Genomic DNA, 26733 nt, shown 5'->3' with positions numbered 1-26733 from the left:
GCGCATGGAGAAGCTCAACGTCCTGACCATTCTGGTCCTGACGGCACTCAACCTGAGTACCGTCTCCGCCGCGCTCTTCCTGATCATGGGCAAGGGCATCAGCCGTGCGGCCCGCCTGGCCCAGTTCAGCCTGCTGAGCCAGACGCTGGGCTGGGTGTGCATCATCAGCTCCGGCTTCGTATTTGGTCACTGGCTGGACCCGGTGTTGTCCACCGCCGCCATGGTGCTGGCCTCGGCGGCCAACTACCTGATGTTCCTGGCCCTGCAAGCCTGGCTGGGGCCCCGCCCCCACCAACGGGCCCTGCTCGCCCTGCTGGTGCTGATGCCGCTGGGTTATGCCCTGAGCTTTCAGGATTACAGCCTGCGCGTGGGCTACGCCAACCTGCTGTTTGCATTTCAATTGGCCATCGTGTCCCGGGCGGCGCTGGGACCGCGCCAGCCCGCCGGTTTACGCTGGCGTGCCCTGGTGGCCCTCTGTTACGCAGCGGTCGCCTGCGCTTCGCTGGCGCGTGGTGTGCTGGGCGCGTTTTACCCCGAGCTGTACCCCACCTTTGACGCGCCCCACCCCGTCAATGTGGTGGCCCAACTCACCGCCAATCTGGCTTTGGTGCTGACCACAGTGGCGGTGCTGGTGGCCTGGCGTGAAGAAGCCGAGGGTCAATTGCGCGAACAGGCGTTTACCGACAACCTCACCGGCCTGCTCAACCGCCATGGCTGGGACGACCGGGCGCCCGCCCTGTTTGACCAGGCACGGCGCCACCGCACACCTCTGGCGCTGATCATGCTGGACCTGGACCACTTCAAACGCATCAACGACACCCAAGGCCACGAGGTGGGCGACCAAGTGTTGCGCGTGGTGGGCAAAGTGCTGCAATCCAACCGGCGCAGCAGCGATCTGGCCGCCCGCATCGGCGGCGAAGAATTTGCCTTGCTGCTGCCCCAGACCGACAAACGCGCCGCCCTGCATGTGGAGCAGCGCCTGCGCCTGGCCTTGCAGGAGGAAGGCATCCAGCAACCCAACCTGCGCGTGGGCTACAGCGCTGGCCTGGCCCTGCTGCAGCCCGGCGACCAGAAGCTCACAGGCTTCATGGTGCGCGCCGACGCCGCGCTGTACCAGGCCAAGGCGCAGGGTCGTGGTCGCCTGCTGCAAGCCGACTGAGGACCCCTGCGGCACAATGGCCGCATGAATGCAAAACTGTTTGAAGTGCAGCACTTGCACAAGCGTTATGGCGACGCCGAGGTGGTCAAAGACCTGTCGTTTGAAATCGCACCGGGCGAGTGTCTCGGCGTGATTGGCCCCAACGGCGCGGGCAAAACCACCACCATCCGCATGTGCCTGGGCCATACCGTGCCCGATGGCGGCAGCATCCACGCGCTGGGCCTGGAGATGCCGCGCGATGCGCTGGCCATCAAGGCTGCGTTGGGCGTGGTCACCCAGTTTGACACGCTGGACCCCGACTTCAGCTGCGCCGAGAACCTGCTGGTCTATGGCCGCTACTTTGGCATGAAGGACGCCGCCATCCGCGCGCGCATCCCACAGCTGCTGGAGTTTGCCGCCCTCACCCACAAGGCCAACGCCAAACCGGGTGAACTGTCGGGTGGCATGCGGCGGCGCCTGAGCCTGGCGCGCGCACTGGTGAACGATCCCAAACTGCTGTTGCTGGACGAACCCACCACCGGCCTGGACCCGCAGGCCCGCCACCTGATGTGGGAGCGCCTGCAGGTGCTGCTGCAACAGGGCAAATCCATTTTGCTGACCACCCACTTCATGGACGAGGCCGAACGCCTGTGCAACCGTCTGCTGGTGCTGGACCACGGCAAGAAGATTGCCGAGGGCACGCCACGTGACCTGATCGCCCAGCACCTGGAGCCCGATGTGGTGGAGGTGTTTGGCGTGGGCGCGCTAGCCCTCGTGGACAGCCCGCTGCGCAATCTGGCTGCGCGCGTGGAAGTGAGCGGCGAGACCGTATTTTTCTACACGCAAGACGCCGGTGCCCTGCTGCAGGGCCTGGCCGCCCACCCGCAGCTGCGCACCCTGCACCGCCCGGCCAACCTGGAAGATTTGTTTTTGAAACTGACCGGACGCCAGATCCGCGAGGAGGCTTGACATGAGCAGCGTTCCATCCACTTACACCCCGCCCAAGCCCCAAAGCATCTGGCGCGCACCCGAAGTGTCGCTGCGATTTTGGCCCGTGTTTTTGCGCAACCTGCTGGTCTGGCGCAAGCTGGCCATCCCCAGCCTGGTGGGCAATATTGCCGAACCGCTGATGTGGCTGGTGGCCTTTGGCTACGGCATGGGTGCCTTGGTCGGCGAAGTCAATGTAGCCGGCCCCACCGGCACCGTGGCCGTGCCCTACATCCTGTTTCTGGCCAGTGGTTCCATCTGCATGAGCGCCATGCAGGCCGCGTCGTTTGAGGCGCTGTACTCCGCCTTCAGCCGCATGCATGTGCAAAAAACCTGGGACGGCATCATGAACGCCCCGATCAGCCTGGACAACGTGGTGCTGGCCGAAATGCTGTGGGCCGCGTTCAAGTCGCTGTTCACGGTGACGGCCATCCTGGGCGTGATGCTGGCACTGGGCATCAGCCACAGCCCCAAACTGCTGGTGGCCTGGCCCATCCTGTTTGGCGTGGGCATCACCTTCAGCTGCATCGCGCTCATCTTCAACGCGCTGGCCAAGGGCTACGACTTCTTCACCTACTACTTCACGCTCTTCCTTACCCCCATGATGTTCCTGAGCGGCGTGTTCTTCCCGCTGGAGCAACTGCCAGTAGTGGTGCGTGTGGTGGCCGACTGGCTGCCGCTGTCCAACGCGGTGGCGCTGGTGCGGCCGCTGTTCATGGACCAGTGGCCGACGGATGCCTTGCGGCATTTAGTGGTGCTGGCGGTGTATGCGGTGGGGTCGTTTTGGGTAGCGCTGGCGTTGACGCGGAAGCGGTTTGCGAAGTGAGGTGATGTCTGATTTGCGGCGAAAACGACCGCTCAGTGTATGCCTCTGAATCACTAAACTGAACCAATTCAAACTGCCAATATGAGTCAAGCGTCGATGCAAGTGGAAATTCGCTCAGCTAGTGTCTTGGACACAGACGGGATTTGTCTCGCAGTGCGCCGGTCAATTGCAGAATGCTGTACTGCGGACCACAAGGATGAGCCGAGTCTCGTTGCCGCATGGCTCGAAAACAAGACGACTGTAAATGTGGCCATGTGGGTGCAAGAGCCAGGTTCCATTTCATTGGTGGCCACTGTCGGCGACAAAGTTGTGGGGTTTACCTTATACAGAAACGGCGAGTTGGCACTTTGCTACGTGATTCCCGAAGTGCTGCACAAGGGCGTGGGGAAAGGACTTTTGCTGGCCACTGAGGCGCGGGTAGCTGCACAAGGGTTCACCACCATTAGGGTAGATAGCACGCAAACGGGGAATGACTTCTATCAAAGAAATGGTTACCGTAGAACCGGTTCAGCCATCGTTTGGGCAGGTATGAAGTGTCAACCCATGTTCAAGAGTTTGCTGGAATCACCACAAAAGTTCTGAACCCTTTCATCTCAATTAGCCATACCGCATTGCGGCGGAAAGAGACATTGAAAACCGTCCTCCAATTGCGTACAAGGGGACCCTAGAATGCACAAAACGCAGCGCAGACTGCATAAATTGGGAGTTCTAGGTGGATATCGCTTGGTCTAGCATATTTAGACGCCCCCTTAAACAGTTCAACCGAAAGTCAATTGCACTGCTGGTTGTGCTTTGGGTAGTCGTGCTCCTAAGCTTTAGCGGTTGCTCATCAACCCCGGCGTATCTGGCTACAGCATATGTTGCAATAACGGTCTGTGTTGTGTTGTGGGCAAACCATCTAGCAATGGCTCCAGTAAGCCGAACCAGAGATGCGTTCGTATTGCTAGCAATTGCACTTTATGACCTGTTTTCAATTTTTGCCTTGGTCATATTGGCATTTATTCCATTCTCATTACTTCAGCACGAGTGCTACACCTCACGTGCAAAAGTCAGTGAACTAATTTTGGCTACTACCAATTACCGCAACCAAATCAGTGACCGCTTCGAGTCCCAAAAGACACTGAGCAACATTGGAACAGGATTGCAGGTTGAACTCTCAAAGCGCGTTCGCCGCGGCATAGTGACGGCAGATGGATCCATCGTCCTGGCAAGTGAAGACCCGCCCGCCGTCGTTCTCGTGTCACCACAGATTGAGGCAGGAAAGTTGATTTGGAAATGCAGCGGTGTCCCAAAGTCAGTCATGCCTAAATCATGTACTGAACAGCCAAGCCAATGAAATTCCCGTCATTCAAGCGTCTGACTTTTCTAATCCTTGTGGTCATTCCACTGGCAGCATGGTTTCTGGTTAAGCCTGTCCGGGTTGTCGCTCCTGGACTTTTCGGTATCACCTGCCCACAGGAAAACGTCTGCGTGGATGACACGGCCAAATACCAGGAGGCTACTGCCCTGCACAATGAAGGAGCAGCATTCGTAGCCTCCAAATTGACGCCGCTGCGGTCAGCCCCCAAAGTGATTTTTTGCTCAACCGTTGCTTGTGCTGAGACATTTGGACTAGGCGCACGCTCGGCCGTAACCGTCGCTCGGCTTGGTACGGTAATTGGTCCCAGGGCATGGAAGAGCTATTACGTTCGCCATGAAATGATTCATGTCCTTCAAGGCGAGCAGATTGGTGTTATTACCCTGTTGTTCAAACCATCTTGGTTAGTGGAGGGTATGGCCTATGTCTTGAGTGAAGACCCGCGAGAAACATTGGCGGAGCCCTTTGAAACCGACCGAAAGTTATTCGGGATCTGGTACAAAACAATCAGCAAAGACTCTGTCTGGCAAGCCGCCAAGGAACTGTAAATGCTCTGGTCCAAGGCAGGAATGCGGGGTGGAAGCAGACTTTCGGTGGCATGACATGCTGCATATCTTTGCCGCTTGTCATCGTGAGGGCAGCACTCCGACTTATGAGCTTAAACGCCTTGATGAGTGGGAGACGCTATCGGTGGTGGAGCGGTATGCACACGTTGCACCTCAGAGTCTAAAGTTGGCTGCAAATCGATTGGATAATATTTTCGCGAGAGTTCAATGAACGATTATTCAAAAGAGACAAGGGAGATATATGACTGAGGCTGTCGAAAAAAAACCGGTTTGTTTCGTTGTGATGCCCATCGCTGATGTGACTGGCTACGATACAGGTCATTTCAGTCGAGTCTACGAGCATATGCTGAAGCCCGCCATAGTTGCTGCAGGCTACCATCCTGTTCGGGCCGATGATGCAGTTAAGACTGATTACATCGTTGTTGGCATCATTCAGAAGATCGTCGAATCAGAGATGGTGATTTGTGATTTCAGTGCGAGAAATCCCAATGTCATGTACGAGCTGGGCATTCGACATGCATTCAACAAACCTGTTGTCCTTATCAAGGATCGTCGGACGGAAAAGATATTCGATATTCAGGGCCTGAGGCACATCGAATATGACGACTCACTGAGAATTGATACCGTCGCGAAGGACATTGGGAAAATCACAGCTTCTCTTGAAGAGACTGCGAACGGTCATCCAAATAGCGTTAACTCCGTCGTTCAACTAGCAAATATAAAGACGGCTGAAGTTCCTGTTACTCAGGAAATTTCACCAGATACACAGTTGATTTTGTCGGCCCTTGGGGATTTGGAAAGACGTATACAAAATGTCGAGGATTTGCCTGTGGTTGGCGTCAAGAATCTTGCAGTATTGCAAGAAACCGGGATCATCCTTCCAAAAGGCGATCTCGTAGCTATCGGTGAGGAAATTTACGAGCATGGGCGATCTGTCGGGACGTTAACGGTTGTCTCTCCCAAACAAGGAATGTTTGTCGTTCGTAAAAAAAGTGGCGCCGCAACTGCATACAGCGCGAGTTCAGCCGCTATTCAAAACTTCGACACCTTGCCGTTCTGACACTTGTCACGTCGCTCATCGTGCTAACGCGAAAATCCTCCCGCCATCGACAGAACATCGACTGGTTCGGATTTTCCAGTGGCGGGATGCTTCGCGTCTGCTCCGACTATGTAGACATGCGAATGTGTTGCATCGACCGGTTGAATCCGCCGTCCGAAGCCGAAGTTCCAAATTGCACCCAAGCCCACCAACCTAGGCGGGTGGTGGGGCCCGCGGGCGCAGGCCGCACTCGCGGTTGCCACAGAGCAGGCGCACCCACCGCGGTGTTGACGCAGCAACCCAACCCCACCAGAAACAGCCACCCGCGACGCGAGCCGGAGAACGCGGGCCACGCCGCCCACCGTGCGCGAACCATGCCCCGGCAAGAGGACTTTACATACAAAACAAGCCTCTAGCACCCGTGGAATATGCGCAAGCAGCTATTAAATCAATAGCAAATCAGATTGCAGCCCGCCACGCTGCCTTGATCAAATCCGCCGCCTTCTCCGCAATCATGATGGTCGGCGCATTGGTATTGCCGCTGACGATGCGGGGCATGATGGAGGCGTCGACCACGCGCAGGCCCTGGATGCCGTGCACGCGCAGTTCGTGGTCCACCACGTCCAAGGGGCCATTGCCCATGCGGCAGGTACCTACCGGGTGGTAGATGGTGTCGGCGTTGTCGCGGATGAACTGTTCGATGGCCAAGTCGCTGGTGGCCTGGGCGGACTTGGGGGCTTCTTGTCCACCCAACTGTGCCAATGCTGGCTGTTGCAGCAAGGTGCGCATGCGCTTGAAGCCCAACATCAGGCGCTCTACATCCTCGCGCTCGCCCAAGAAGTTGGGGTCGATGACGGGCGCGGCCATGGGGTCTTTGCTGGCCAGGGTCACACTGCCGCGGCTCACCGGGCGCAGCAGACACACGTGGCACGAGTAGCCATGGCCCAGCACCGTGCTGCGCCCGTGGTTCACCAGCTTGGCAATGACGAAGTGAAACTGCAGGTCGGGCCTGCGTTCGCCAGGCGTGCTTTTGACAAAACCACCGGCCTCGCCAAAGTTGGTGGTCAGCAGGCCGGTACGCTGCTTGCGCCACTCAAAAATACCCTTGATGGCGGCGGCCACGCCGCTGAAGGACACACCGAATGTCTCCTTCAGGTGCGGGGCATTCACCATCTGCACCACATCCACATGGTCGTGCAGGTTTTGCCCCACACCGGGCAAGTCGTGCAGTGTGGCAATGCCCGTCTCCACCAGGTGCTTGTGGGGGCCAATGCCTGACAGCATAAGGATCTGCGGAGACTGCAACGCCCCCGCGCTGAGCAGCACTTCGCGGGTGCAGCGCAGCTCTTTCATCTCGCCCTCGTGCAGAAACTGAACGCCCACCGCGCGCTTGCGCTCCAGCACGATGCGCGTGGTGTGTGCGCCGGTGAATACCTGCAGGTTGGGCCGCTGCAAGTGCGGCGTGAGGTAGCCCTTGGCAGCGCTGAAACGCTCACCGTGCTTGTGCGTCACCTGGTAGACGCCCACGCCCTCCTGGCTGGCGCCGTTGAAGTCCGGGTTGAGCGGGTAGCCTGCCTGCTGGCCCGCCTGCACAAACACCGGGCCCAGGCGGTTGGGCGTGGTCAGGTCCTGCACATGCAGGGGGCCGCCCTGACCGTGGAAGGCGTCGGCGCCGCGCGCGTTGTCCTCGGCCTTTTTGAAATAGGGCAGCACATCGTCGTACGCCCAGCCGGGGTTGCCCTCGGCGGCCCAGCCGTCGTAGTCCTCGCGCTGGCCGCGGATGTAGATCATGGCGTTGACCGAGCTGGAGCCACCCAGTACCTTGCCGCGTGGCTGGTAGCCGCGCCGGCCATTCAGACCGGGCTGTGCGGTGGTCTCGAACTTCCAGTTGGCCTCGCCATTCTTGGCCAGCACGGCCAGCCCCGCAGGGCAGTGGATCAGCACACTGGTGTCGGCCGGGCCCGCTTCCAGCAGGGCCACGGTCACGGTGGGGTCTTCCGTCAGGCGGGCCGCCAGCACACAGCCGGCCGAGCCAGCGCCAATGATGATGTAGTCGAACACGTACCGTCTCCTCATTCAGGGTGACGTTAACGTTACCCCACAGGCCCCAAGCCTGCCAAGCCGAGGTTTACCCTTGTGTGCCATTGGAAAACTCTTTTGCAAATTTATATTGCACACAATTAAATTGCCAGCTACAATTCAACCCATGACGAATCCACGCACCACCTCTGCCAACGACGCCGCCCTGCGCCTGGACAACCAGTTGTGCTTTGCGCTGTATTCCACCTCGCTGGCTATGACCAAGCTCTACAAGCCCCTGCTGGAAGCGTTGCAGCTGACCTACCCGCAGTACCTGGTGATGATGGTGCTGTGGGAGCAGGATGGCCTGAGTGTCTCGGCCCTGGGCGAGCGCCTGTTCCTCGACTCTGGCACCCTCACCCCGCTTCTCAAACGCATGGAGCAGGCCGAACTGCTGAGCCGCCAGCGCAGCGCCGCCGATGAGCGCCGCGTGGAAGTGTTTTTGACGTCCAAGGGCCGCGGCCTCAAGGTACAGGCCGCGCGCATTCCGGCCTGTGTGCTGGCCGCCGCCGACTGCCCACTGAGCGAGCTGATGCACCTGACCCAGCAGGTACAAGCCCTGCGCCAGCGCCTGACCGCTGCCACCTGACGGCCCCCCCCTCCCCCGACAGTCCCCATTACCCACCCCGCTGCAACACACCGCAGCACTTTATGAAAGAAGCGCCATGAGCAACAAGATCGAAAAAGTGATTTACCAAGCCCACGCCACCTCCACCGGCGGCCGCGACGGCACCACCCGCACCTCTGACGGCTTGCTGGACCTGAAACTTGCTGTGCCCAAGGAAATGGGCGGCCCTGGTGGCGGTGTGAACCCTGAGCAGCTGTTTGCCTCCGGCTACAGCGCCTGCTTCATCGGTGCCATGAAGTTTGTGGCCGGCACGCAAAAGATTGCCTTGCCCGCAGACACCAGCATCAACGCCACCGTGGGCATTGGCCAGATCCCCCAGGGCTTCGGTATCGAAGTGCAACTGGAAGTCTCCATCCCCGGCATGGACAAGGCCGCAGCGCAAGCCCTGGTGGACAAGGCTCACCAAGTGTGCCCCTACTCCAACGCCACCCGCGGCAATATTGATGTGACCATCACTGTGGTCTGACCCGCATTTGCCAAGAGCCGACCTGCTTAAACCGGGTCGGCTTTTTTTTGGCTGCTTGCCTCTGCCCGGCTTTGCACCGCATCGCGCAAATACCGCACCTCCAGGCGCAGCGCATGGATTTCACGCATCAGCTCGCTGTCCACCTCGCGCTCTTCCACCTCCACCAGCATGGCAGCCACAGACGCAGTCACCAGCGACAACACCGCCAACCCCATCAACACCACCACCACCGAAAAGCTGCGCGACGCATGGGTACTGGGCACGATATCGCCATAGCCCACCGTGGCGGCGGTGGTGAAGGCGAGCCACAGACCGTCAGAAAATGTTTGTGCCTGTGGCTCCAAGAGCCAAAACCCCATCCCGCCCAAGCCCAAAATCAGTACACACAGGCCCAAGGAGTAGAGCAAGCCACGGCGGCCGATGACGAGTTTGTGCAGTTTGCCTTTGCGCATGGATTCACTCTAGGCCGGGCACAGCAGCGCGCATTTGACCTGCGTCAATCATCAGCCGCAAGGCGCGCTGCAAACTTGTCGTCAGCCGACCGCGGCATGATGGTGGGCATGGACAAAGATATTTGGGAGACTTGATGAGACTGGCCTTGCTGTCGGACATTCACGGCAATATCCAGGCGCTGGACGCCTGCCTGGCCCATGCCCGCGCGCAGCAGGTACAGCGTTTTGCCTTTCTGGGCGACCTGGTGGGCTACGGGGCCAACCCGGCGGAGGTGGTGGAGCGGATCACCCTGCTCACCGAAGAAGGCGCCATCGTCCTCAAGGGCAACCACGACGAGATGGCCGTGCACCCCCCGGCCACCATCAAGACCGTGGGCGACAGCACCGCCAGCTGGACGCACCAGCAGCTCAGCCCCCTGCAGCGCCTGTGGATGGACACCCTGCCCTTCACCCACCACCTGGAAACGGTGCTGCTGGTCCACGCCAGCGCCGATGGCCCCGAACTGTGGCGCTATGTCTACGACCAACGCGCCGCCACCGCCAGCCTGAATGCTGCCAATGAGTGGCCGGGGGTGCGTTATGTCTTTGGTGGCCATGTGCACCTGCAAACCCTGTACTACCGCGGCGCTACCGACGGGCTGATGATGTTCACCCCGCAAGCCGGCGTGCCCGTACCCGTGCCCAAACACCGGCAGTGGCTGGCCACCGTGGGCTCGGTGGGCCAGCCACGCGACGGCAACCCACAGGCCATGTACGCCGTGCTGGACACCGAACGCGCGCAGCTCACCTTCCACCGCGTGCCCTACGACCACTACAGCGCCGCCGCCGCCATCCGCCGCGCCGGCCTGCCCGAGTTCTTTGCCCACCGGCTGGAGGAAGGACGATGAAACTGCTGGAACCCGGCGCCACCCTGGACGGATTCACCATCGAGGAGTGCATCCACTCCGGCGGCATGGCCCATATCTACCGCGTGGTCTATGCCGATGGCCGCCCCGGCCCCGGCTTCGCCATGGCCATGAAAATTCCGCGCATGACCGCGGGCGACGGCGCCGAGAACATCGTCAGCTTTGAGGTGGAATGCCAGATCATGCAGGCCCTGCACGGCAACAGCACCCCCCGCTTTGTGGCCGCGGGCGACCTGCAGCACACCCCCTACCTGGTGATGGAGTACGTGCAGGGCCACACCCTGCAGCACTGGCTCGATGGGCCGCAGCCCGTGGCGGTGGACACCATCACCCAGCTCGGCGTGGCGCTGGCCCGCTCGGCCCACGCGCTGCACCAGCAAAACACCGTGCACCTGGACCTGAAACCCGCCAACGTGCTGCTGCGCGAGGATGGCAGCGCGGTGCTGCTGGACTTTGGCCTCTCGTGCCATGCGCACTACCCCGACCTGCTGGCCGAGCAATTGCGCAAGGCCGTGGGCTCACCCGCGTGGATCGCCCCCGAGCAGGTAGTGGGGGTGCGCGGCGACCCACGCAGCGATGTGTTTGCCATCGGCGTCATGCTCTACCAGCTGTGCACCGGCGAGCTGCCCTTTGGCACCCCGCAAACTGCCGCTGGCCTGCGCCAGCGTTTGTGGGTGGACCCCACGCCTCCGCGAAAGCTGCGCGCCGACCTCCCAGCCTGGCTGCAAGAGGTGGTGCTGCGCTGCCTGGAGCCTGAGGCCGCCAGGCGCTACCCCTCGGCGGCCCACCTGGCCTTTGACCTGAGCCACCCGACCCAGGTACACGTCACCCAGCGCGGCACCAACACCGTGGGCACCCCTTTTCGCACCCACTTCAAGCGCTGGCTCAAGGCTGCGGGCATGCACTACCAGCCCAGCCCCCTGCCCGCACGCCAGCTGCAGGAGGTGCCCATCGTCATGGTGGCCGTGCCGCACAAGGACGTGACAGATGCCACGCTGTACTCGCTGCGCGAGGCCGTGGCCCGCGCGCTGGGCACGCGCCCCGGCGCCCGCCTGGCCTGCGTCACCGTGATCAGCAGCAGCCAAACCAGCGCCTCCGACGAGGACAAGAGCGAGACCAACGTGCACCGCCGCTACCTCACCGCGCTGCGCCAGTGGTCCCAGCCGCTGGACCACCCGGGCCACCAAACGTCGTGCCACGTGCTGGAAAGCGGTGATGTGGCCCAGGCCCTGCTGGACTACGCGCGGGGCAACCACGTCAGCGTCATCGTCATGGGCGCGGCCACACATGGCCTGATGACCCAGCGCTTTGTGGCCACCGTGCCCATCAAGGTCGCCATGGATGCGCCTTGCACCCTCATTCTGGTCAAACAAAACCTGCCGTTTGCGCAGTTGGGCAGCCCTGTCAGCCCCAACGCGGCCCCGGCCAAAGGCTACTCGGACTCGGATGCCGACAGCGCGGCAGCCCCCTACGGCGACGATCTGGGGCCACTGGGCTAAGCCAGGGAAGCCACCCGCCCAGGAGGGAAAAGCCCGCCGACGACAATCGGGGCATGCACAGCACCACGGGCACCGCCCCTCACCCCTTTGAAACCCTGACCCCCGACCTGGTGCTGGACGCACTGGACAGCGTGGGCCTGCGCGGCGATGGCCGCCTGACCGCCCTGTCGTCGTATGAGAACCGTGTCTACCAGGTGCAGCTCGAAGACGGTGCGCCCGTGGTGGCCAAGTTCTACCGGCCCGCGCGCTGGACCGATGCACAGATTCAGGAAGAGCACGACTTTGCGGCCGAGCTGATGGCTGATGAAATTCCGGCCGTGGGGCCACTGGTGTTGGGGGGTGCCACGCTTCACCACTTTGGTGGCTTTACCTTCAGCGTGAGCCCGCGCCGCGGCGGCCGCCCGCCCGAGCTGGACGACGGCGAGGTGCTGGAGTGGATTGGCCGCTTTCTGGCACGCATCCACGCCGTGGGCGCCAAACGCCCCTTTGTGCACCGCCCGGCGCTGGACGTGCAGACCTTTGCCATCGAACCCATGCAGTGGCTGCTGGCCAACGACAGGGTGCCGCTGGACGTGCAAAGCGCCTGGACAGCCGCCTGCCAGAATGCTATAGATTTAATAGCTGCTCGCGCAGATATGGCGGGCGCTACAGGCCAAAACAAGTCCAATTCCAGCGGCATACGCCAGTTGCGCCTGCATGGTGACTGCCACCCCGGCAACATCCTCTGGACCCCCACCGATGCGGCCGCCAGTGCCGGCCCGGGCCCGCACTTTGTGGACCTGGACGACGCGCGCACCGGCCCCGCCGTACAAGACCTGTGGATGCTGCTGAGCGGCGACCGCCAGCAGCAAACCCGCCAGCTCGGCCTGCTGGTGGATGGCTACGAGCAGTTCCGTGAGTTTGACCGCGCCGAGCTGGCGCTGATCGAGCCACTGCGCACGCTGCGCCTGATCCACTACAGCGCCTGGCTGGCCCGGCGCTGGAGCGACCCGACCTTTCCCGCCAACTTTCCGTGGTTTGGCAGCAGCGACTACTGGAAAGGCCAGGTGCAAATGTTGCAAGACCAGTGCGAGGCCATGCAGGAAGACCCGCTGGTCGTATGAGCCTGGAACAGTTGGCCGGTGCCACCTGGTGGACCGTCACCCACCTGGGCTCGTCGAGCCTCTTGCTGCCCGCCTGCTTGCTGCTGATGTGGGGGCTGTGGCGCACGCGGCAGACCCGTGCATTGCAATGGCTGGTGCTGACGCTGGGCACGGCGGTGGGTGTGACCCTGGTCAGCAAGATTGCCTTTTATGGCTGGGGCGTGGGGATTGCCGCCTGGGACTTCACCGGCGTGAGCGGCCACACCCTGCTGGCCGCCGCCTTGTTGCCCCTGCTGCTGCGCGGCCTGCCCGGGCTGGGCCATTGGGGTGCAGTGATGGGCGCTGGCCTGGCCACTGCGGTGGGCATTTCGCGCGTGGTGGTAGAGGCGCACAGCCCCAGCGAAGTGGCGCTGGCCTGGCTGCTGGGCAGTGCTGTGGCCGCCAGCGTGCTGCTGGCACTGGGGGCAGCGCGCCCGCGCCACCCGGCGCTCATCGTGGCGCCCTTGCTACTGCTGGGATCCTTCCACACACCGGCCGCCACCTACCTGCCGTCCCACAGCTGGGAGGTGCGTGTGGCGCTGTGGCTGTCCGGCCAGCCCCAGCCTTACACGCGTGCAGACCTGCACGGAGTGGGCCCGCTCAGCCCAGCACGTCCTTGACGCCGTACTGCGGCGCATAACCCAACAGGCGCGCCGCCTTGGCGTGCGAGATCAGCGGGGCCGTGCCCGCAAAGCCCGGCGCAAACTCGGTCACCTCGGGCCAAAACTCGGCCATCAGCGCGCGGCCGTCCTGGCCCGTCCAGTTGTGCGGGCCGGTGATGAAAAAGGCCTCGTGCGGGTTCTCCAGGTCCACCTCCAGCGCCAGGCGGTGGGCCGTGGCCACGTCGCGCGCGTCGACAAAGGTCCAGAGGTTTTTGTGCCAGTTGGCGTACTCGGCCACCAGCGTTCGGTAGAAGGGGCGCTGCGCATCGTCGGGCAGCCAGACCCAGGGCATGCGCAGGCAGACGGTGCGCATGCCGTAACGCGCGGTGTAGGTCTTGCAGATCTGCTCGCTCACCACCTTGCTCAGGCCATAGGGGTCTTGCGGGCGCGCAGCATGCGCTTCGTCCACGGGGATGTACAGCGGCGCCAGCCGGTGCGTGGCAAATGCAAAGCCCATGGTCGACTCGCTGGAGGTGAACACCACCTTGCCAATGCCATGCTGGGCTGCTGCCTCCAGCACGTTAAATGTGCCGTTCACGTTCACATCAAACACGCGTTTGGCCGGGTCGTTGAGCGGGTGCGGAATGCCCGCCACGTGCATGACGGCGTCGTAGCCGGCCATGGCCTGCAGCACCGCGTCCAGCTGCAGCACATCGACTGCGTGGTGCACCACATCACGGCGGGCGGGTGCGGCCAGGTCCAGCACCCCCACGGTGTACCCATGCTGCACCAGATCGTCCACAATGTATTTGCCGACGGCACCGGTGCCGCCTGTAACCAGTATCTTTTTCATGGCGCCATGGTAGCGGTGCCTGTCCCTTTTGTGAGCGAACTTCCCGTGACAACCCTCAACCTTGTGGGCGCCGGCCGCGTGGGCCGCACCCTGGCCACGCGGTGGGCCCGGCATGGCGTTTTCGAGATCCAGGACGTGCTGACCAGCCGCCCCGAGAGCGCCAGCGAGGCCTGCGCCGCCATCGGCAGCGGGCGCCCCGTGTCCTGGCTGGCAGACATGCGCCCCGCCGATGTCTGGATGGTGGCCGTGCAGGATGCCCGCATCGCCGCCGTGGCAGCCACGCTGGCGGCCACCCTGCAAGCTGGCGCGGCCACCAGCCCCCTCGTCTTTCACTGCAGCGGCGCGCAAAACGCCAGCAGCCTGCAGCCCCTGGCCGATCTGGGCTGGCGCACGGCCAGCGCGCACTGCATCCTGAGCTTTGCCGATGTGCCGACGGCGGTGCAGCAGTTTGCCGGCACCGCCTGCGCACTGGAGGGGGATGCCTCCGCCCGCGCCGTGCTGGAGCCCGCATTTGCCGCCATTGGCGCCCGGTGTTTTGCCGTGGCCAGCGAAGACAAGGTGCTGTACCACGCAGCGGCCGTGTTTGCCACCAACTTTTTGCCCGTGCTGCAAGCCGTGGCCGAGGACGCGTGGCAGGCCACGGGCGTGCCCGCCGATCTGCTGCCCCAGCTGCGCGCCAGCCTGCTGCGCAATGCGGTGGACAACATCACCCGCCTGGGCCCGGCCGGCGCCCAGACCGGGCCCGCCCAGCGCGGCGATGTCGCGGCCATTGAACGGCAAGCCGCCGTGGTGCAGGCCTGGGATGCCCCCAGCGGCGAGGCCTACCGTTCCCTCAGCACCCTGGCGCTGCGGCTGGCGGGGCATACCCGCTAAGCCTGCCAAGCGGCCCCGGCCAGCCCCGCCCTGGCGGCCACCAACGGTGCCGGGCGGGCGTCTGGCCGGTGGTCAAACGCGGCTGCGCGTGCTGCTGGAGCGCACACTCAGCCACATGGTGGCCGCCAGAATGCCCACCACCACACCGAGGGACACGCCCACGGGGATCTTGTAGAGGTCGATCAGGCACATCTTGGTCCCGATGAACACCAGAATCACCGCCAGGCCGTAGTTCAGCAGATGGAACTTGTTGGCCACGGCAGCCAGCAGGAAGTACATGGCACGCAGACCCAGAATCGCAAACACGTTGCTGGTCAGCACGATGAACGGGTCGCTGGTGATGGCAAAGATCGCGGGGATGGAGTCGACCGCAAAGATCACGTCGGTCAGTGCCACCAGGCAGATCACCATGAACAAGGGCGTGGCGATTTTCTTGCCGTTTTCCACGGTCCAGAAGTGCTCGCCGTCGTAGTGCTTGCTCACCGGCAGAATCTTGCGCAACAACTTGAGCGCAGGGTTGTCATCCAGGCTGGGTTCCTGGCCGGCAGCCCACCACATCTTCACACCGGTAAGGACCAGGAAGGCGCCGAACACATACAGGATCCAGTGGAACTCGGCCAACAACCAGCCGCCCACCAGAATCATGAGGGAGCGCAATACGATGGCGCCGATGATGCCAATCATCAGCACCCGCTTCTGGAAGTGCGAAGGGACCGCAAAGTAGGTGAAGACCAGCAGGAACACAAAGATGTTGTCCACCGCCAGCGACTTCTCGATCAGGTAGCCGGTCAGAAACTCCAGCGACTTGGTGTTGGCGAGCTCCACGGAGCCGGTGCTGTCTTGGACCGCCCACCAGAACAGGCCGTTGAACAAGAAGCTCAGGGCGACCCAGACGAGAGACCAGTTCAGCGCCTCTTTGACGCCGATGTCGTGCGCGCCCTGTTTTTTGAGGACGACGAAGTCAATAAAAAGTGACACCAGAACGATGCCGACGAAGGTGGCCCATAGCCACAGGGGTGCAATGGTTTGCATGAACAAGACCTCGAAATGGTTGAAACATTCCCTGTAGGTCTTGCGGGAGAGCGCACTGTTGGCGCCTCTGCATGCTCCGGCCGGGGCAGCAAGAAGCACCCGCGACGTATTGACGAAACATGCAAACCCGGTCCGTAGGCACCGGGATTGCTACTCCCCTAAAGGTGCGTGGATCATGGCAGAAGCCGCAATGCCCCCGCACATCGGATTGACTTGCGGCGCATCAATCAGCTATGAATTTAGTAGCTGTCCGCGCATATTCCACGCGGTCCACGGCCCTATTTTTCTTTGAATTTGCCGTGTACAACCCGCCAGACATAGGCCAGCAGGCTCAACACCGCCACCACCGCCAGCACCTGCTGGGCGGCGTGGTTTTCTGCAAAATCCAGCGCCTCGGTGAGCAGGTGGTAGACCGACAAGGCCACCAAACCGGCGGCTATGCGCAACCACCAGGCCGAAGGTGCAAACTGTTTTGCGGACAAGCGCATCCACATCTGGTGCCCCAGCAAACCCGAGAGCACGCCCAGGCTGGCGCCCACCGCCACATCACCCGGCCAATGCGCGCCCACGGCAATGCGGGACAGACCCGCCCCCGCCGCCAGCACCCACAACCACCAGTGGCGCCGGCGCTGGGCCACGGTGAGTGCAAAGTACATGCCGGACGCCACCGCAAACGCAGTCAGTGTGTGGCCCGAGGGCATGGACACGTTGTGCAGCAGCTCGCCCACCACCCGCATTTGCGCGTTGTCCACCACCGCAGCGGGACGCGGGCTTTCAATGAAGAATTTGCCGGTGCGGGCAAACAGCACGGCAAAAGGCGCCGCGCACAGCCACGCCACCATCAGCCGGGGCGCCAGCACCAACAAAGGCGATGTCACTGCCAGCACCCCCCAGCCGTTGCCCAATAGCGAGAGGCCCGTCCAGAATGCGGCAGCCACGGGCGCGCACCACTGGTTGATGGTCAGAAAAAGCGCAGGTTCCGACCACTGCAGCCACAAGGGCGTACCCAACACAAAGATCAGCACCGGCCACCACCAGGTGCGGGCGGAAACCGGGCTGGCCAGGGCATGGGGCGTGGTGGCAGGTGGCAACATGGCAATCAGGTGTCAGGGTGAGGGCGCGAGTGTAAGCCGCGGCTGCGGCGTGGCTGCGGCCCAGCCACGGCAGTCGTAAAAGCGGAAACTGGCCAGCGGCTGGCCCCAATGCTGCACGGGCAAGCGCTCCAGCAAGGTGCAGTTGGCAAAGCCATGCGCACCCAGTGGCGGGTCGTAGGCCATGTGGGACCAGTCCACCAGCAAGGTGCTACCGCCCACGGGCAAGGCCCCCGCCCAGAGTTTGAACTGGGAGTCGCCGTCTTCCAGCACATACACCGGCAGTGGGCGTGCATACCAGCCCAGGCGGCTGCCCAGGGTCCAGTTCTGCACCGCCACGCTCTGCAGGCCGTGCTGACGGGCCAGGTGGGCGGCACGCTGCCCCGCCAGGTTCCAGCCGTGCAGGTCGGCCAAGGGGTTGGGGCGTGGCGCCACCGCCGCATCGCTGCCGGCGACCAGCGGCCAACCGGCGCTGGCCATCAGACCCAACAGCCCGGCACACCCCAGTGCTTGTGCCATGCCCACAGCGGCCAGCAGCCAGCGGCCCGCACCGCGCCACAGCCGCGCCAGCCCCATGCCCGCAAAAGGTGCCAGCGCCACCCAGGATGGAGCGGTCCAGTGCGGCAGCGCCGTGCCACCCCCGGCCATGTAGGTGAAGATGGCAAAAGGGATGGCAAACAGCCACACCAGCGGCCGCATGCGCCGGTCAGCCTGGCGCCATCCCAGCGCGGCACACAGCAGCAGGGGGCCGAACACCAGCAACTGCGTCAGCACAAACCGCAGCACATGGCCGGCCTGCCACACGCTGCCCTTGCCGTGGGCCAATTGGTAGGTGAAAGAAATCCATTGGTTCTGCGCATTCCACACCAGCACCGGCGCAATCAGCAGGGCCGCAATGCCCATGCCGCCCCATAACGCAGGGCGGCGCAATACGCCCCAGCCCTGCGCCATGACGATGCAAAGCGCCACCGCCAATGCGGTGAATACCGCGGTGTACTTTGCCAGCCCCGCCAGGCCCAGCAGCAGGCCCAGTACCAGCCAGGGGCCGCTGCGCTGCGCTGCGCCGGGCTGCATCAGCGTCCAGGTCTGGTGCATCAGGGCCACGGTCAGAGCCATGAGCAGGGTGTCGGGCAGCAGGCCAATGCCCAGCACATGGAGCAAGGGCGCCAAGGCCAGGGCCAACACGGCGGCCAGCGCCGCCTGGGGAGCCTGCGCCTGCCCGGCCAGCAACCGCAGGGTCAGGCGGTGCACGCCCGCCACCGTGGCCAGCCACAACAGGCCGGGCACCAGCCGCAGCAGGGCAACCGGTGCGTCCAGCGCCACCAGCGGCCACTGCACCCAGCCCACCAGAGGCGGATGGTCAAAGTAGCTGAGTGCGGGGTGCGCGGCGTAGAGCAGGTAGTGCGCCTCGTCCACCGACAGGCCCAGCAAGGCTCCCAGCACCGCATGCAGGCCAAACACCAGCGCCAGCACCCAGCGGGCACGGCTGTGCAAAGAAGACGGGAACAAAATTTGCAAGGGACAAGTCGGAGGAAAATGGAGACCCCCGCAGTCTAATCTGCGCCCCTATTTCCCCACCCCAAGGAACCCCATGCCTACTTACCATGTTGAACTGCTGGAAGGCCGCACCCAGGAGCAAAAGAAGAAGCTGGTGGACGAAGTGACTCGCGTTACCGTTGAAACCCTGGGCTGCTCGCCCGAGGCAGTGGACATCATCATCGTGGACGTGAAGCGCGACAACTGGGCCTCCGGCGGTAAGTTCTGGAGCGAGCCGCGCACCTAAGCGCCGCGCGTTTTTGCATTTGCGCCCACCCCCCGCGGAGTAAACTGTTTCCATGTGCCAACTGCTTGGAATGAACAGCCACTTGCCGGCCAGCCTGACGCTGAGCTTCACCGGCTTTTCGCAGCGCGGCGGCTGCACCGACCACCACGCAGACGGCTGGGGCATTGCCTTCTTCGAGAGCGAGGGCGACCTGCCCGGCAAGGCGGCCCGGCATTTTGTGGACAAGGAAAGCGCATCCACCTCGCCGATTGCGAAGATGCTCAAGTCCTACCCCATCAAGAGCCACAACGTGGTGGCCCATGTGCGCAAAGCCACGGTGGGCGCGGTCACGCTGGAAAACTGCCACCCCTTCACGCGCGAACTCTGGGGCCGCTACTGGGTATTTGCCCACAATGGTGACCTGAAGGAATTCAACCCACCGCTGCACGGCAGCTTCAAACCGGTGGGAACCACCGACAGCGAGTTGGCCTTTTGCTGGCTGCTGCAGGAGCTCAACAAGTCCCACGCGACCGTGCCCAGTGTGGAGGAACTGACCCAGACCCTGGCCGAGCTGGTGCCCAAGATCGCACGACACGGCACCTTCAATTTTTTGCTGAGCAATGGCCAGGCCCTGTGGGCCCACGCCAGCACCAAGCTCTGCTACGTGGTGCGCCAGCACCCGTTCAGCGAGGTACAGCTCAAAGACGAAGATGTGACGGTGGACCTGTCGCAACTGAACGGCCCGGACGACCGGCTGGTGATTGTGGTGACCGAGCCGCTCACCACCAACGAGAACTGGGTGGCCATGGAGGCTGGCGCGCTGCACGCCTTTGCCGACGGCCAGCCCCTGGCCCGCACCGTATGCAAGGCCACCCTGATTGCCGCCGCCGCCGCCGCAGCGGCCCAGCGTGAAGCAGAAGAGGCTGCCAAGGCGGCAGCCCTGGCGACATAGGCCCCCACGCTCCGCCGCCGCGCGCGACGGCTGAGATCCTCAGGGCTTGCAGCCGTACTGGCCCTTCTTCGCATTCTCAAAGTAGCTCAGATCACCCTTGCAGACCGGCTTTTCAGCGGGCAAGGCGGTACCGGCCTTGGCCGCGCAGATGAAGGTACCGGTCTTGGGGTTGAGCTTGCCAGACAGCTTCCAGCCCTTGGCGCAGATCTCCGACGCTTTGAGCGCTGCGGGCTTGGCAGCCACGGCAGCACCGGTCACCGTGATGTCGACCGCGCGCTCGGGACCACCGCAGTTGGGGTGGTTCTGCACATTCTTGCCGCCCAGGGTCACGTGGTAGCTGCCGGGTTTGTCGTAGCTGCGGGTCACCACCAGGGGGACCGGGTTGCTCACATCGCTCACGGCGTCCTTGAAGCTGCCGTCACCAAAGCCAAGCACAAAGCCGCAGTAATTGGCATTCAGCACATCGATGTTGGCGGTGATGGTGACGGGCTCGCCCACCTTCACGGTGGTGCTGGATGCGGTGATGGTGCCCAGCACCTGGGCCTGAGCTGCCGTAGCCAGCAGACTGGCAGCCAGCACGGCTGCAAATTGCATGCGTGTTTTCATGGAATGGTCTCTCCGTTGTGTCATGCCGCTGCAGCCCCCATGGCCGCAGACTGCGCAGTGTCATTGTGCGCCGTTGGCGGCCATGCGGCACACCGGCCCAGCGGGTCTGCCGCAATAAAGCCGCAATGTGTGAACTATGCCCCGTGTGTTTGCACGGTGGGGCGGGCTAGCGCCCCGCGGCCTGGGCGGCTTCCAGCGCGTCCACAAACATGGCCGCCACATCAAACCCGGTCTGGTCGGTGATTTCCTGGAAGCAGGTCGGGCTGGTGACGTTGATCTCGGTGAGGGAGTCGCCAATCACGTCCAGCCCCACCAGCAGCAGGCCGCGCGCGGCCAGGATGGGCCCCAGAGCCTCGGCAATCGCGCGATCGCCATCGCTCAGGGGCTGGGCCACACCTTTGCCACCGGCCGCCAGGTTGCCCCGCACTTCGCCGCCCTGTGGAATACGCGCCAGACAATAGGGCACGGGCTTGCCGCCGATCACCAGCACGCGCTTGTCGCCATCCTTGATGGCAGGCAAAAACTTTTGCACCATCAGGGTCTGGGCACCGTCCTTGTTCAGCGTCTCGATGATGCCGCCCAGGTTCAGGCCATCGTCCTTCACGCGGAAGATGCCCATGCCGCCCATGCCGTCCAGCGGCTTCAAGATGATGTCGCGGTGCTCGGCGTGGAAGGCGCGCACGGCGTCGGCATCACGCGTGACCAGCGTGGGGCCGATGAACTGGGGAAACTCCAGAATCGCCAGTTTCTCGGGGTGGTCACGCAGGGCGCGCGGCTTGTTGAAGACCTGGGCGCCCTCGCGTTCGGCCTGCTCCAGCAGGTGGGTGGCGTAGAAGAATTCGCTGTCAAACGGCGGGTCCTTACGCATCACCACGGCATCAAAGTCCTTGATGGCCACGGTATCCGCCGTCTCGGTGAACCACACGGTGGCATCGCCCGTGAGCGTGATGCGGCGCACGGCCGCCTGCACCACACCGCCGCGCTGCCACACCAGGTGGCGCGGCTCGCAGGCAATGATGCAGTGGCCACGCTTTTGCGCCTCGCGCATCATGGCAAAGGTGGTGTCCTTGTAAATCTTGAAGGATTCCAGCGGATCGGCAACAAACAGAATGTCCATGGGGTTCTTTCTCGGTCAGGGGCCGCAGTTCAGGTGCCTGCAGGCGTGGTGCGGCCGTAGTGTTGCACCAAAAGCGCAATCCCGCCTGCCACCACCCCCCAAAACGCCGAGCCGACTCCGGCTATTACGACGCCGCTGAGCGTGACCAGAAAGGTGATGAGCGCGGCTTCGCGGTTCGTGTCGTCCTTGAGGGCGGCCGTGAGCGCGCCACCAATGGTGCCCAGCAGCGCCAACCCGGCAATAGCCGCCACCAGTTCTTTGGGGAAGGCGGTGAGCACACCGGTGATGGCGGCACCAAACAGGCCAATGACCATATAAATGGCGCCACAGGAAGCGGCCGCGGTGTAGCGCCGCGCCGGGTTGCTGTGCGCCTCGGGGCCCATGCAAATGGCGGCGGTGATGGCGCTGAGGTTGAGCGCAAATGCGCCAAACGGCGCCAGCACCAGCGTGACCAGGCCAGTCAGGGTGATGACCTTGGAGATGGGGATGCCAGCGTCACCACCCTCCTGGCGACGGTCGGCGTAGCCCGCAGCCTGGATGGCGGCCACACCGGGCAAATTCTGCGAAGCCATGGTGACCACAAACAGCGGCAACGACATGCTGATGAAAGCCGCCAGCGAGAAGCTGGGCGTCACCCACACCGGCATTGTCAAGCCAAATTGGATGTCAGCTCCCGTGAATTCTGCGCGAGCAGCTACAAAAACAATAGCAATCAACAACGTCAGCGGTACCGCGTAGCGGGGCAAGAAACGCTTGCCCAGCAGGTAGGCCAGCAGCATGAGCACGACCAGCGGCAGCGCCGACTGCGCAGCGGCAAAGCCCGACAGGCCAAAGCGTGCCAGCACGCCCGCCAGCAAGGCCGAGGCCAAGGCCAGCGGGATGCGGTTCATGATGCGCTCGAACCAGCCGGTAGCGCCCGCCACAGTGATGAGCGCGGCACACAGGATGAAGGCGCCCACGCCCTCGGCCATGCCGAAACCACCAGCGGTAGCCGCGGTAGCCAGCACCGCAGCACCGGGCGTGCTCCATGCCACCATGACTGGCTTTTTGAGCCACAAGGAGGGAATGAGCGAGCACAGCCCCATACCAATGCCCAGCGCCCACATCCACGACGCCACCATGGCCGGCGTGGCGCCCAGGGCCAGTGCAGCCTGGAACACGATGGCCACCGAACTCGTGAAGCCCACCAGCACCGCCACAAAACCGGCCGTGAAGGCCGAGAGACTCAGGTCTTTGAAAAAATGCATGGCTGCATTGTCGGCGACGCGCACAAGATGGCCTGATGTGTGGGGCAATTTTGCGCCGGACCGCCCCAAGCCCTCTGGGCCGCTTGGCGGCCAGCGGCGATAGCCAAATTAGCCCCCACGGAGGGCAGCGACCCGCGCAGCGGCGCAGCGTGGGAGCCCCCTAGATTTCGATTTTGGAGCCCAGCTCCACCACCGAATTGTTAGGCAGGTTCAGGAAGTCTGCCGCCGCGCTGGCATTGTGGTGCATCTGGGCAAACAGCTTCTCGCGCCAGGGCGCCATGCCTTCGCCCAGCGTGGGCACGACAGTGTCGCGCGACAGGAAGTAGCTGGTGCTCATCGGGTCCAGATCGCAGCCACGGCCCTTGATCTGGGTCAGCGCCTTGGGGATGTCGGGGTCGTTCTTGAAGCCGTAGTGGATCACCACCTGCCAGCAGTCGTGGCCCAGCGAGTCGATCTGCAGGCGTTTGTCCAGACCAATCCAGGGCACCTCGTGGTTCTTCACGGTGACGAACAGGTTGCTGGTGTGCAGCACCTTGTTGTGCTTGAGGTTGTGCAGCAGCGCATTGGGCACGGTGCCCATCTCGGACGTCAGAAACACCGCGGTGCCCTCCACACGCGCAGGTGGACTCACAAACACGGCTTCCAGAAAACTCGTCAGGTCGAGTGCATCAGCGCGCAATTTTTCATTGAGCAGGCGCCGCCCTTCCTTCCAGGTCATCATGAGCGTGAACACCGCGCCACCAATGGCCAGCGGGAACCAGCCGCCGTCAAACAGCTTGAGCAGGTTGGAGGCCCAGAACGCGAAGTCCACCACAAAGAAGAAACCGGTGGCGGCGATACACAGCCACAAGGGGTACTTCCAGCCGTGGCGGATGACGTAGAAGGTCAAAATGGAGGTGATCAACATGTCCGTGCACACGGCAATGCCATAGGCGGCCGCCAGGTTGCTGGACGACTTGAACATCACCACGGCCAGCACGATGGCCACAAACAAACCCCAGTTCACAAACGGCATGTAGATCTGGCCGGTGTCCTTGACACTGGTGTGTTCAATCTGCAGGCGCGGCAGGTAGCCGAGCTGAATCACCTGCTTGGTGACCGAGAAGGCACCCGAAATCAGGGCCTGCGAGGCAATCACCGTGGCCATGGTGGCCAGCCCCACCAGGGGCAGCAGGGCCCAGTCAGGTGCCATCAGAAAGAAGGGGTTTTTGACCGCTGCAGGGTTGGCGAGCAACAAGGCCCCTTGGCCAAAGTAGTTGATCACCAGTGCCGGCATCACCACGGAGAACCAGGCCAGGCGCACCGGTTTTTTGCCAAAGTGTCCGAGGTCGGCGTACAGCGCCTCGGCGCCCGTGACACACAGCACCACGGCTCCCAGAATGATGAACGTGGTGCCAGGGTTGTGCCACATAAACCCGAGCGCGTAGTGCGGGCTGATGGCCCACAAAATCTCGGGGTGGTCCACGATGTGGCTCACGCCCAGCAGCGCCAGCACTGCGAACCACACCACGGTGATAGGACCAAAAAACTTGCCAATGCCCGCCGTACCGCGCTTCTGCACCGCAAACAGGCCAAACAGAATGACCAGGGTGATGGGAATCACGTAGCGCTTGAAGGCTGGCGAGATGACCTCCAGACCTTCAACGGCCGACAGCACCGAGATGGCTGGGGTGATGACGCCATCCCCGTAAAACAGGCAGGTGCCAAATATGCCGATGATGAGCAACATCCGGCGCAGCTCGGGCCGATCCTTGACCGACTGCGAGGCCAGCGCCAGCATGGCTACCAGGCCGCCTTCGCCATGGTTGTCGGCCCGCAGCACCAGCACCACGTACTTGATGGAGACGATGACCGTGAGGGTCCAGAAGAAGATGGAAAGGATGCCGTAGACGTTGTCCGGGGTGAAAGGCACATGGCCGGAGCCAAACACTTCTTTCATGGCGTACAGCACGCTGGTGCCAATGTCGCCGTACACAACGCCGATGGCGCCCAGGGTGAGCGCCGCAAGAGACGATTTTGATGCTGACACGAGATCACCCGGCGCACGGGGGCCGCCGGGTTCCATTCCTGAAGGGATCGCTATTTTGCTCCCAGCGCTTCAGGCCGCAAGCCACAAATCCGCAAATTGCGCGGAATTTGGAACCGTGTTGCAGCGCAGCAACTTGGTATCTTTATGGGGTTGACGCGTCTCAGTCGTAGCGTTCTGCGTCGGGATCGGTGGCTTCCAGCTCGTAGCTGCCCGCCAGCATGGCCAAGCGGCCAATCACGCCGTACATATAGAAGCGGTTGGGGGCGCTGGCACCGGGGCGCACGCCCGGCTGAGGTAAGTGCGTACTCTCGGCAAACCCCAACGGCACGTATGCAGAGCCGGGAGCGCTGAGGTTTTCATCCTCACCGCGTTCGGCGTGCATGCGGTAGAAGCCGCCCACCACATAGCGGTCCATCAGGTAGACCACAGGTTCGGCCACGGCGTCGTTCACGCGCTCGTTGGTCAACACGCCTTCCTGCAAGATCAGCTCCAGCGGCGCGGGCGCAGCGTCCAGGCCGGCGCCCATCTTGCGCAACTTGGCATCCAGGTCCTTGGTATCGCGCACCGAGAGGATCGCATTGCCACTGGTGCGGTTGTCGGCCTTGATGACGACAAAGGGCCGCTCCTTGATGCCGTACTCCTTGTACTTCTTCTTCACCTTGGTGAGCATCGCGTCCACACGCTGCACCAGGGCATCAATGCCAGCGGGGGTCACCAAATCGACAACCCCGTATTTGTCGAACATGGGGTTGATCAGCCAGGGGTCCACGCCAATCAACTTGCCAAAGCGCTTGGCCACTTCCTCATAGGCCTTGAAGTGGGTGCTCTTGCGCCGCGTGGTCCAGCTCGCATGCAGCGGCGGCAGCAGGTACTGCTCGTGCACGTCTTCCAGAATGCCCGGCACACCGGCGCGCAGGTCGTTGTTGAGCAGGATGGTGCAGGGGTCAAAGTCCTTCAAGCCCAGGCGCCCCTTGGTGCGGATGATGGGCTCCAGCGTGATGGACTCGCCGCCGGGCAGTTCCAGGGTGGTGCTTTTCTTGATCTCGGGGCTGATGGAGCCAATGCGCACATTGAGGCCCGCCATGTGGAAGATGCGGCGCAGCTGGGCCAGGTTGCTCAGGTGGAAGGTGCTGCGGGCATGGTTCTCGGGCACGATGAGCAGGTTGCGCGCCTCGGGGCAAATCTTCTCAATCGCCGCCTGTGCGGCCTGCACCGCCAGCGGCAGCATGGCGGGGGTCAGGTTGTTCCAGCCACCGGGGTAAAAGTTGGTGTCCACCGGGGCCAGCTTGAAACCGGCGTTGCGCACATCCACCGAGGTGTAGAAAGGCGGTGTGTGCTCCATCCACTCCAGCCGGAACCAGCGCTCGATGGCGGGCATGGAGTCCAGAACCCGTTGTTCGAGTTCGTTGATGGGGCCCGTCAGGGCGGTAACAAGATGCGGAACCATGCGGCGCTTTCTAAGAGGGACTTGCCATTCTAGGGGGCTCCATCAGGTGGAGAAGTTCC

The 26733-nt window shown here is 62.9% G+C and carries 27 protein-coding genes; 16 read left to right on the top strand and 11 right to left on the bottom strand.

Annotated elements, in window-relative coordinates:
* Positions 1-4 precede the first annotated feature (4 nt).
* The 7 genes from AC3WS7_RS06375 to AC3WS7_RS06345 all read left to right on the top strand — a co-directional run bounded on the left by AC3WS7_RS06375 (position 5) and on the right by AC3WS7_RS06345 (position 5934).
* Positions 5-1159: a GGDEF domain-containing protein gene (locus AC3WS7_RS06375; protein WP_492655776.1), complete on the top strand. Its 1155-nt coding sequence runs from the start codon at positions 5-7 to the stop codon at positions 1157-1159.
* Between the two features lie 24 nt (positions 1160-1183).
* Positions 1184-2107, top strand: a complete 924-nt coding sequence (locus AC3WS7_RS06370; RefSeq protein ID WP_296467929.1) for an ATP-binding cassette domain-containing protein — start codon at positions 1184-1186, stop codon at positions 2105-2107.
* Between the two features lies 1 nt (position 2108).
* A complete protein-coding gene (locus tag AC3WS7_RS06365) occupies positions 2109-2951 on the top strand; it encodes an ABC transporter permease (protein WP_492655775.1) in 843 nt (280 codons plus the stop codon).
* Between the two features lie 81 nt (positions 2952-3032).
* Positions 3033-3533 carry a GNAT family N-acetyltransferase gene (locus tag AC3WS7_RS06360; RefSeq protein ID WP_492655774.1) on the top strand — a complete coding sequence of 167 codons (501 nt, stop codon included), beginning with the start codon at positions 3033-3035 and terminating at the stop codon, positions 3531-3533.
* A 130-nt stretch (positions 3534-3663) separates the two neighbouring features.
* The gene (locus AC3WS7_RS06355; RefSeq protein WP_492655773.1) at positions 3664-4287 is read left to right on the top strand and encodes a hypothetical protein; all 624 of its coding nucleotides are present in this window, start codon (positions 3664-3666) and stop codon (positions 4285-4287) included.
* Positions 4284-4856 (top strand): hypothetical protein, encoded by a 573-nt coding sequence (locus AC3WS7_RS06350; RefSeq protein WP_492655772.1) that lies wholly within the window; start codon positions 4284-4286, stop codon positions 4854-4856. Before AC3WS7_RS06355 ends, AC3WS7_RS06350 begins: the two co-directional genes overlap by 4 nt.
* 259 nt (positions 4857-5115) lie before the next feature.
* Complete coding sequence (locus AC3WS7_RS06345; RefSeq protein ID WP_492655771.1) at positions 5116-5934, top strand: hypothetical protein; 819 nt, start codon at positions 5116-5118, stop codon at positions 5932-5934.
* 438 nt (positions 5935-6372) lie between these two features.
* Here AC3WS7_RS06345 and AC3WS7_RS06340 read toward each other — a convergent pair whose 3' ends face one another.
* Positions 6373-7974 carry a GMC family oxidoreductase gene (locus AC3WS7_RS06340; RefSeq protein WP_492655770.1) on the bottom strand — a complete coding sequence of 534 codons (1602 nt, stop codon included), beginning with the start codon at positions 7972-7974 and terminating at the stop codon, positions 6373-6375.
* Between the two features lie 145 nt (positions 7975-8119).
* Between AC3WS7_RS06340 and AC3WS7_RS06335 the strand changes: the two genes are divergently transcribed.
* Both AC3WS7_RS06335 and AC3WS7_RS06330 read left to right on the top strand, forming a co-directional pair.
* Positions 8120-8581 carry a MarR family winged helix-turn-helix transcriptional regulator gene (locus tag AC3WS7_RS06335; RefSeq protein ID WP_492655769.1) on the top strand — a complete coding sequence of 154 codons (462 nt, stop codon included), beginning with the start codon at positions 8120-8122 and terminating at the stop codon, positions 8579-8581.
* 76 nt (positions 8582-8657) lie between these two features.
* Positions 8658-9086, top strand: a complete 429-nt coding sequence (locus AC3WS7_RS06330; RefSeq protein ID WP_492655768.1) for an organic hydroperoxide resistance protein — start codon at positions 8658-8660, stop codon at positions 9084-9086.
* Positions 9087-9112: 26 nt separating this feature from the next.
* On the opposite strand, the gene AC3WS7_RS06325 is transcribed toward AC3WS7_RS06330, so the two are convergent.
* The gene (locus tag AC3WS7_RS06325; RefSeq protein WP_296467941.1) at positions 9113-9538 is read right to left on the bottom strand and encodes a potassium channel family protein; all 426 of its coding nucleotides are present in this window, start codon (positions 9536-9538) and stop codon (positions 9113-9115) included.
* Between the two features lie 134 nt (positions 9539-9672).
* Here AC3WS7_RS06325 and AC3WS7_RS06320 point away from each other — a divergent pair, with 134 nt between their 5' ends.
* From AC3WS7_RS06320 to AC3WS7_RS06305, 4 genes are read left to right on the top strand one after another with little or no spacing between them, the layout of a single operon-like run.
* Positions 9673-10425, top strand: coding sequence for a metallophosphoesterase family protein (locus tag AC3WS7_RS06320; RefSeq protein WP_492655767.1), 753 nt, complete (start codon positions 9673-9675; stop codon positions 10423-10425).
* On the top strand, positions 10422-11942 hold the full coding sequence (locus tag AC3WS7_RS06315; protein ID WP_492655766.1) for a serine/threonine protein kinase: 1521 nt from the start codon (positions 10422-10424) through the stop codon (positions 11940-11942). Before AC3WS7_RS06320 ends, AC3WS7_RS06315 begins: the two co-directional genes overlap by 4 nt.
* 53 nt (positions 11943-11995) lie before the next feature.
* Positions 11996-13045, top strand: coding sequence for a serine/threonine protein kinase (locus tag AC3WS7_RS06310; RefSeq protein ID WP_492655765.1), 1050 nt, complete (start codon positions 11996-11998; stop codon positions 13043-13045).
* Positions 13042-13683, top strand: a complete 642-nt coding sequence (locus tag AC3WS7_RS06305; protein ID WP_492655764.1) for a phosphatase PAP2 family protein — start codon at positions 13042-13044, stop codon at positions 13681-13683. The genes AC3WS7_RS06310 and AC3WS7_RS06305 overlap by 4 nt, the downstream gene beginning before the upstream one ends.
* On the opposite strand, the gene AC3WS7_RS06300 is transcribed toward AC3WS7_RS06305, so the two are convergent.
* Positions 13664-14518 carry an NAD-dependent epimerase/dehydratase family protein gene (locus AC3WS7_RS06300; protein ID WP_492655763.1) on the bottom strand — a complete coding sequence of 285 codons (855 nt, stop codon included), beginning with the start codon at positions 14516-14518 and terminating at the stop codon, positions 13664-13666. The two genes, AC3WS7_RS06305 and AC3WS7_RS06300, sit on opposite strands and share 20 nt — an antisense overlap.
* A gap of 45 nt (positions 14519-14563) precedes the next feature.
* Between AC3WS7_RS06300 and AC3WS7_RS06295 the strand changes: the two genes are divergently transcribed.
* The gene (locus AC3WS7_RS06295; RefSeq protein ID WP_492655762.1) at positions 14564-15391 is read left to right on the top strand and encodes a Rossmann-like and DUF2520 domain-containing protein; all 828 of its coding nucleotides are present in this window, start codon (positions 14564-14566) and stop codon (positions 15389-15391) included.
* A 72-nt stretch (positions 15392-15463) separates the two neighbouring features.
* Here the strand turns inward: AC3WS7_RS06295 and AC3WS7_RS06290 are convergent, their stop codons facing one another.
* The 3 genes from AC3WS7_RS06290 to AC3WS7_RS06280 form a co-directional block, all read right to left on the bottom strand.
* A complete protein-coding gene (locus tag AC3WS7_RS06290) occupies positions 15464-16423 on the bottom strand; it encodes a TerC family protein (RefSeq protein ID WP_492655761.1) in 960 nt (319 codons plus the stop codon).
* 278 nt (positions 16424-16701) lie between these two features.
* Complete coding sequence (locus AC3WS7_RS06285; RefSeq protein WP_492655760.1) at positions 16702-17517, bottom strand: phosphatase PAP2 family protein; 816 nt, start codon at positions 17515-17517, stop codon at positions 16702-16704.
* Positions 17518-17529: 12 nt separating this feature from the next.
* On the bottom strand, positions 17530-19032 hold the full coding sequence (locus AC3WS7_RS06280) for a glycosyltransferase family 39 protein (RefSeq protein ID WP_492655759.1): 1503 nt from the start codon (positions 19030-19032) through the stop codon (positions 17530-17532).
* A gap of 73 nt (positions 19033-19105) precedes the next feature.
* Between AC3WS7_RS06280 and AC3WS7_RS06275 the strand changes: the two genes are divergently transcribed.
* Positions 19106-19297 carry a 4-oxalocrotonate tautomerase gene (locus AC3WS7_RS06275; RefSeq protein WP_296472476.1) on the top strand — a complete coding sequence of 64 codons (192 nt, stop codon included), beginning with the start codon at positions 19106-19108 and terminating at the stop codon, positions 19295-19297.
* 52 nt (positions 19298-19349) lie between these two features.
* Complete coding sequence (locus AC3WS7_RS06270; protein WP_296472474.1) at positions 19350-20228, top strand: class II glutamine amidotransferase; 879 nt, start codon at positions 19350-19352, stop codon at positions 20226-20228.
* 39 nt (positions 20229-20267) lie between these two features.
* On the opposite strand, the gene AC3WS7_RS06265 is transcribed toward AC3WS7_RS06270, so the two are convergent.
* The 5 genes from AC3WS7_RS06265 to gshA form a co-directional block, all read right to left on the bottom strand.
* Positions 20268-20834, bottom strand: coding sequence for a PKD domain-containing protein (locus AC3WS7_RS06265; RefSeq protein WP_492655758.1), 567 nt, complete (start codon positions 20832-20834; stop codon positions 20268-20270).
* A 166-nt stretch (positions 20835-21000) separates the two neighbouring features.
* Positions 21001-21951, bottom strand: a complete 951-nt coding sequence (gene gshB / locus AC3WS7_RS06260; protein ID WP_492655757.1) for a glutathione synthase — start codon at positions 21949-21951, stop codon at positions 21001-21003.
* Positions 21952-21980: 29 nt separating this feature from the next.
* Complete coding sequence (locus tag AC3WS7_RS06255; protein ID WP_492655756.1) at positions 21981-23198, bottom strand: benzoate/H(+) symporter BenE family transporter; 1218 nt, start codon at positions 23196-23198, stop codon at positions 21981-21983.
* Between the two features lie 160 nt (positions 23199-23358).
* Positions 23359-25227 (bottom strand): potassium transporter Kup, encoded by a 1869-nt coding sequence (locus tag AC3WS7_RS06250; RefSeq protein ID WP_492655755.1) that lies wholly within the window; start codon positions 25225-25227, stop codon positions 23359-23361.
* Positions 25228-25387: 160 nt separating this feature from the next.
* Positions 25388-26674 carry a glutamate--cysteine ligase gene (gshA, locus tag AC3WS7_RS06245; protein WP_492655754.1) on the bottom strand — a complete coding sequence of 429 codons (1287 nt, stop codon included), beginning with the start codon at positions 26672-26674 and terminating at the stop codon, positions 25388-25390.
* Positions 26675-26733 lie beyond the last annotated feature (59 nt).

This window comes from Rhodoferax sp. EU05-FHT12H12 (assembly GCF_058791215.1).
The sequence above is the reverse complement of the archived record's forward strand: the minus strand, read 5'-3'. Positions and strand labels throughout refer to the sequence as shown.

What these genes read in the sequence shown, in the direction of transcription:
- AC3WS7_RS06300 (WP_492655763.1), bottom strand. Translation starts at nt 14,518, where the DNA reads ATGAAAAAGATACTGGTTACAGGCGGCACCGGTGCCGTCGGCAAATAC.
- AC3WS7_RS06330 (WP_492655768.1), top strand. Translation starts at nt 8,658, where the DNA reads ATGAGCAACAAGATCGAAAAAGTGATTTACCAAGCCCACGCCACCTCC.
- AC3WS7_RS06315 (WP_492655766.1), top strand. Translation starts at nt 10,422, where the DNA reads ATGAAACTGCTGGAACCCGGCGCCACCCTGGACGGATTCACCATCGAG.
- AC3WS7_RS06350 (WP_492655772.1), top strand. Translation starts at nt 4,284, where the DNA reads ATGAAATTCCCGTCATTCAAGCGTCTGACTTTTCTAATCCTTGTGGTC.
- AC3WS7_RS06265 (WP_492655758.1), bottom strand. Translation starts at nt 20,834, where the DNA reads ATGAAAACACGCATGCAATTTGCAGCCGTGCTGGCTGCCAGTCTGCTG.
- AC3WS7_RS06375 (WP_492655776.1), top strand. Translation starts at nt 5, where the DNA reads ATGGAGAAGCTCAACGTCCTGACCATTCTGGTCCTGACGGCACTCAAC.
- AC3WS7_RS06360 (WP_492655774.1), top strand. Translation starts at nt 3,033, where the DNA reads ATGAGTCAAGCGTCGATGCAAGTGGAAATTCGCTCAGCTAGTGTCTTG.
- AC3WS7_RS06255 (WP_492655756.1), bottom strand. Translation starts at nt 23,198, where the DNA reads ATGCATTTTTTCAAAGACCTGAGTCTCTCGGCCTTCACGGCCGGTTTT.
- AC3WS7_RS06325 (WP_296467941.1), bottom strand. Translation starts at nt 9,538, where the DNA reads ATGCGCAAAGGCAAACTGCACAAACTCGTCATCGGCCGCCGTGGCTTG.
- AC3WS7_RS06270 (WP_296472474.1), top strand. Translation starts at nt 19,350, where the DNA reads ATGTGCCAACTGCTTGGAATGAACAGCCACTTGCCGGCCAGCCTGACG.
- AC3WS7_RS06275 (WP_296472476.1), top strand. Translation starts at nt 19,106, where the DNA reads ATGCCTACTTACCATGTTGAACTGCTGGAAGGCCGCACCCAGGAGCAA.
- AC3WS7_RS06335 (WP_492655769.1), top strand. Translation starts at nt 8,120, where the DNA reads ATGACGAATCCACGCACCACCTCTGCCAACGACGCCGCCCTGCGCCTG.
- AC3WS7_RS06310 (WP_492655765.1), top strand. Translation starts at nt 11,996, where the DNA reads ATGCACAGCACCACGGGCACCGCCCCTCACCCCTTTGAAACCCTGACC.
- AC3WS7_RS06365 (WP_492655775.1), top strand. Translation starts at nt 2,109, where the DNA reads ATGAGCAGCGTTCCATCCACTTACACCCCGCCCAAGCCCCAAAGCATC.
- AC3WS7_RS06285 (WP_492655760.1), bottom strand. Translation starts at nt 17,517, where the DNA reads ATGTTGCCACCTGCCACCACGCCCCATGCCCTGGCCAGCCCGGTTTCC.
- gshB (WP_492655757.1), bottom strand. Translation starts at nt 21,951, where the DNA reads ATGGACATTCTGTTTGTTGCCGATCCGCTGGAATCCTTCAAGATTTAC.
- AC3WS7_RS06320 (WP_492655767.1), top strand. Translation starts at nt 9,673, where the DNA reads ATGAGACTGGCCTTGCTGTCGGACATTCACGGCAATATCCAGGCGCTG.
- AC3WS7_RS06370 (WP_296467929.1), top strand. Translation starts at nt 1,184, where the DNA reads ATGAATGCAAAACTGTTTGAAGTGCAGCACTTGCACAAGCGTTATGGC.
- AC3WS7_RS06345 (WP_492655771.1), top strand. Translation starts at nt 5,116, where the DNA reads ATGACTGAGGCTGTCGAAAAAAAACCGGTTTGTTTCGTTGTGATGCCC.
- AC3WS7_RS06305 (WP_492655764.1), top strand. Translation starts at nt 13,042, where the DNA reads ATGAGCCTGGAACAGTTGGCCGGTGCCACCTGGTGGACCGTCACCCAC.
- gshA (WP_492655754.1), bottom strand. Translation starts at nt 26,674, where the DNA reads ATGGTTCCGCATCTTGTTACCGCCCTGACGGGCCCCATCAACGAACTC.
- AC3WS7_RS06290 (WP_492655761.1), bottom strand. Translation starts at nt 16,423, where the DNA reads ATGCAAACCATTGCACCCCTGTGGCTATGGGCCACCTTCGTCGGCATC.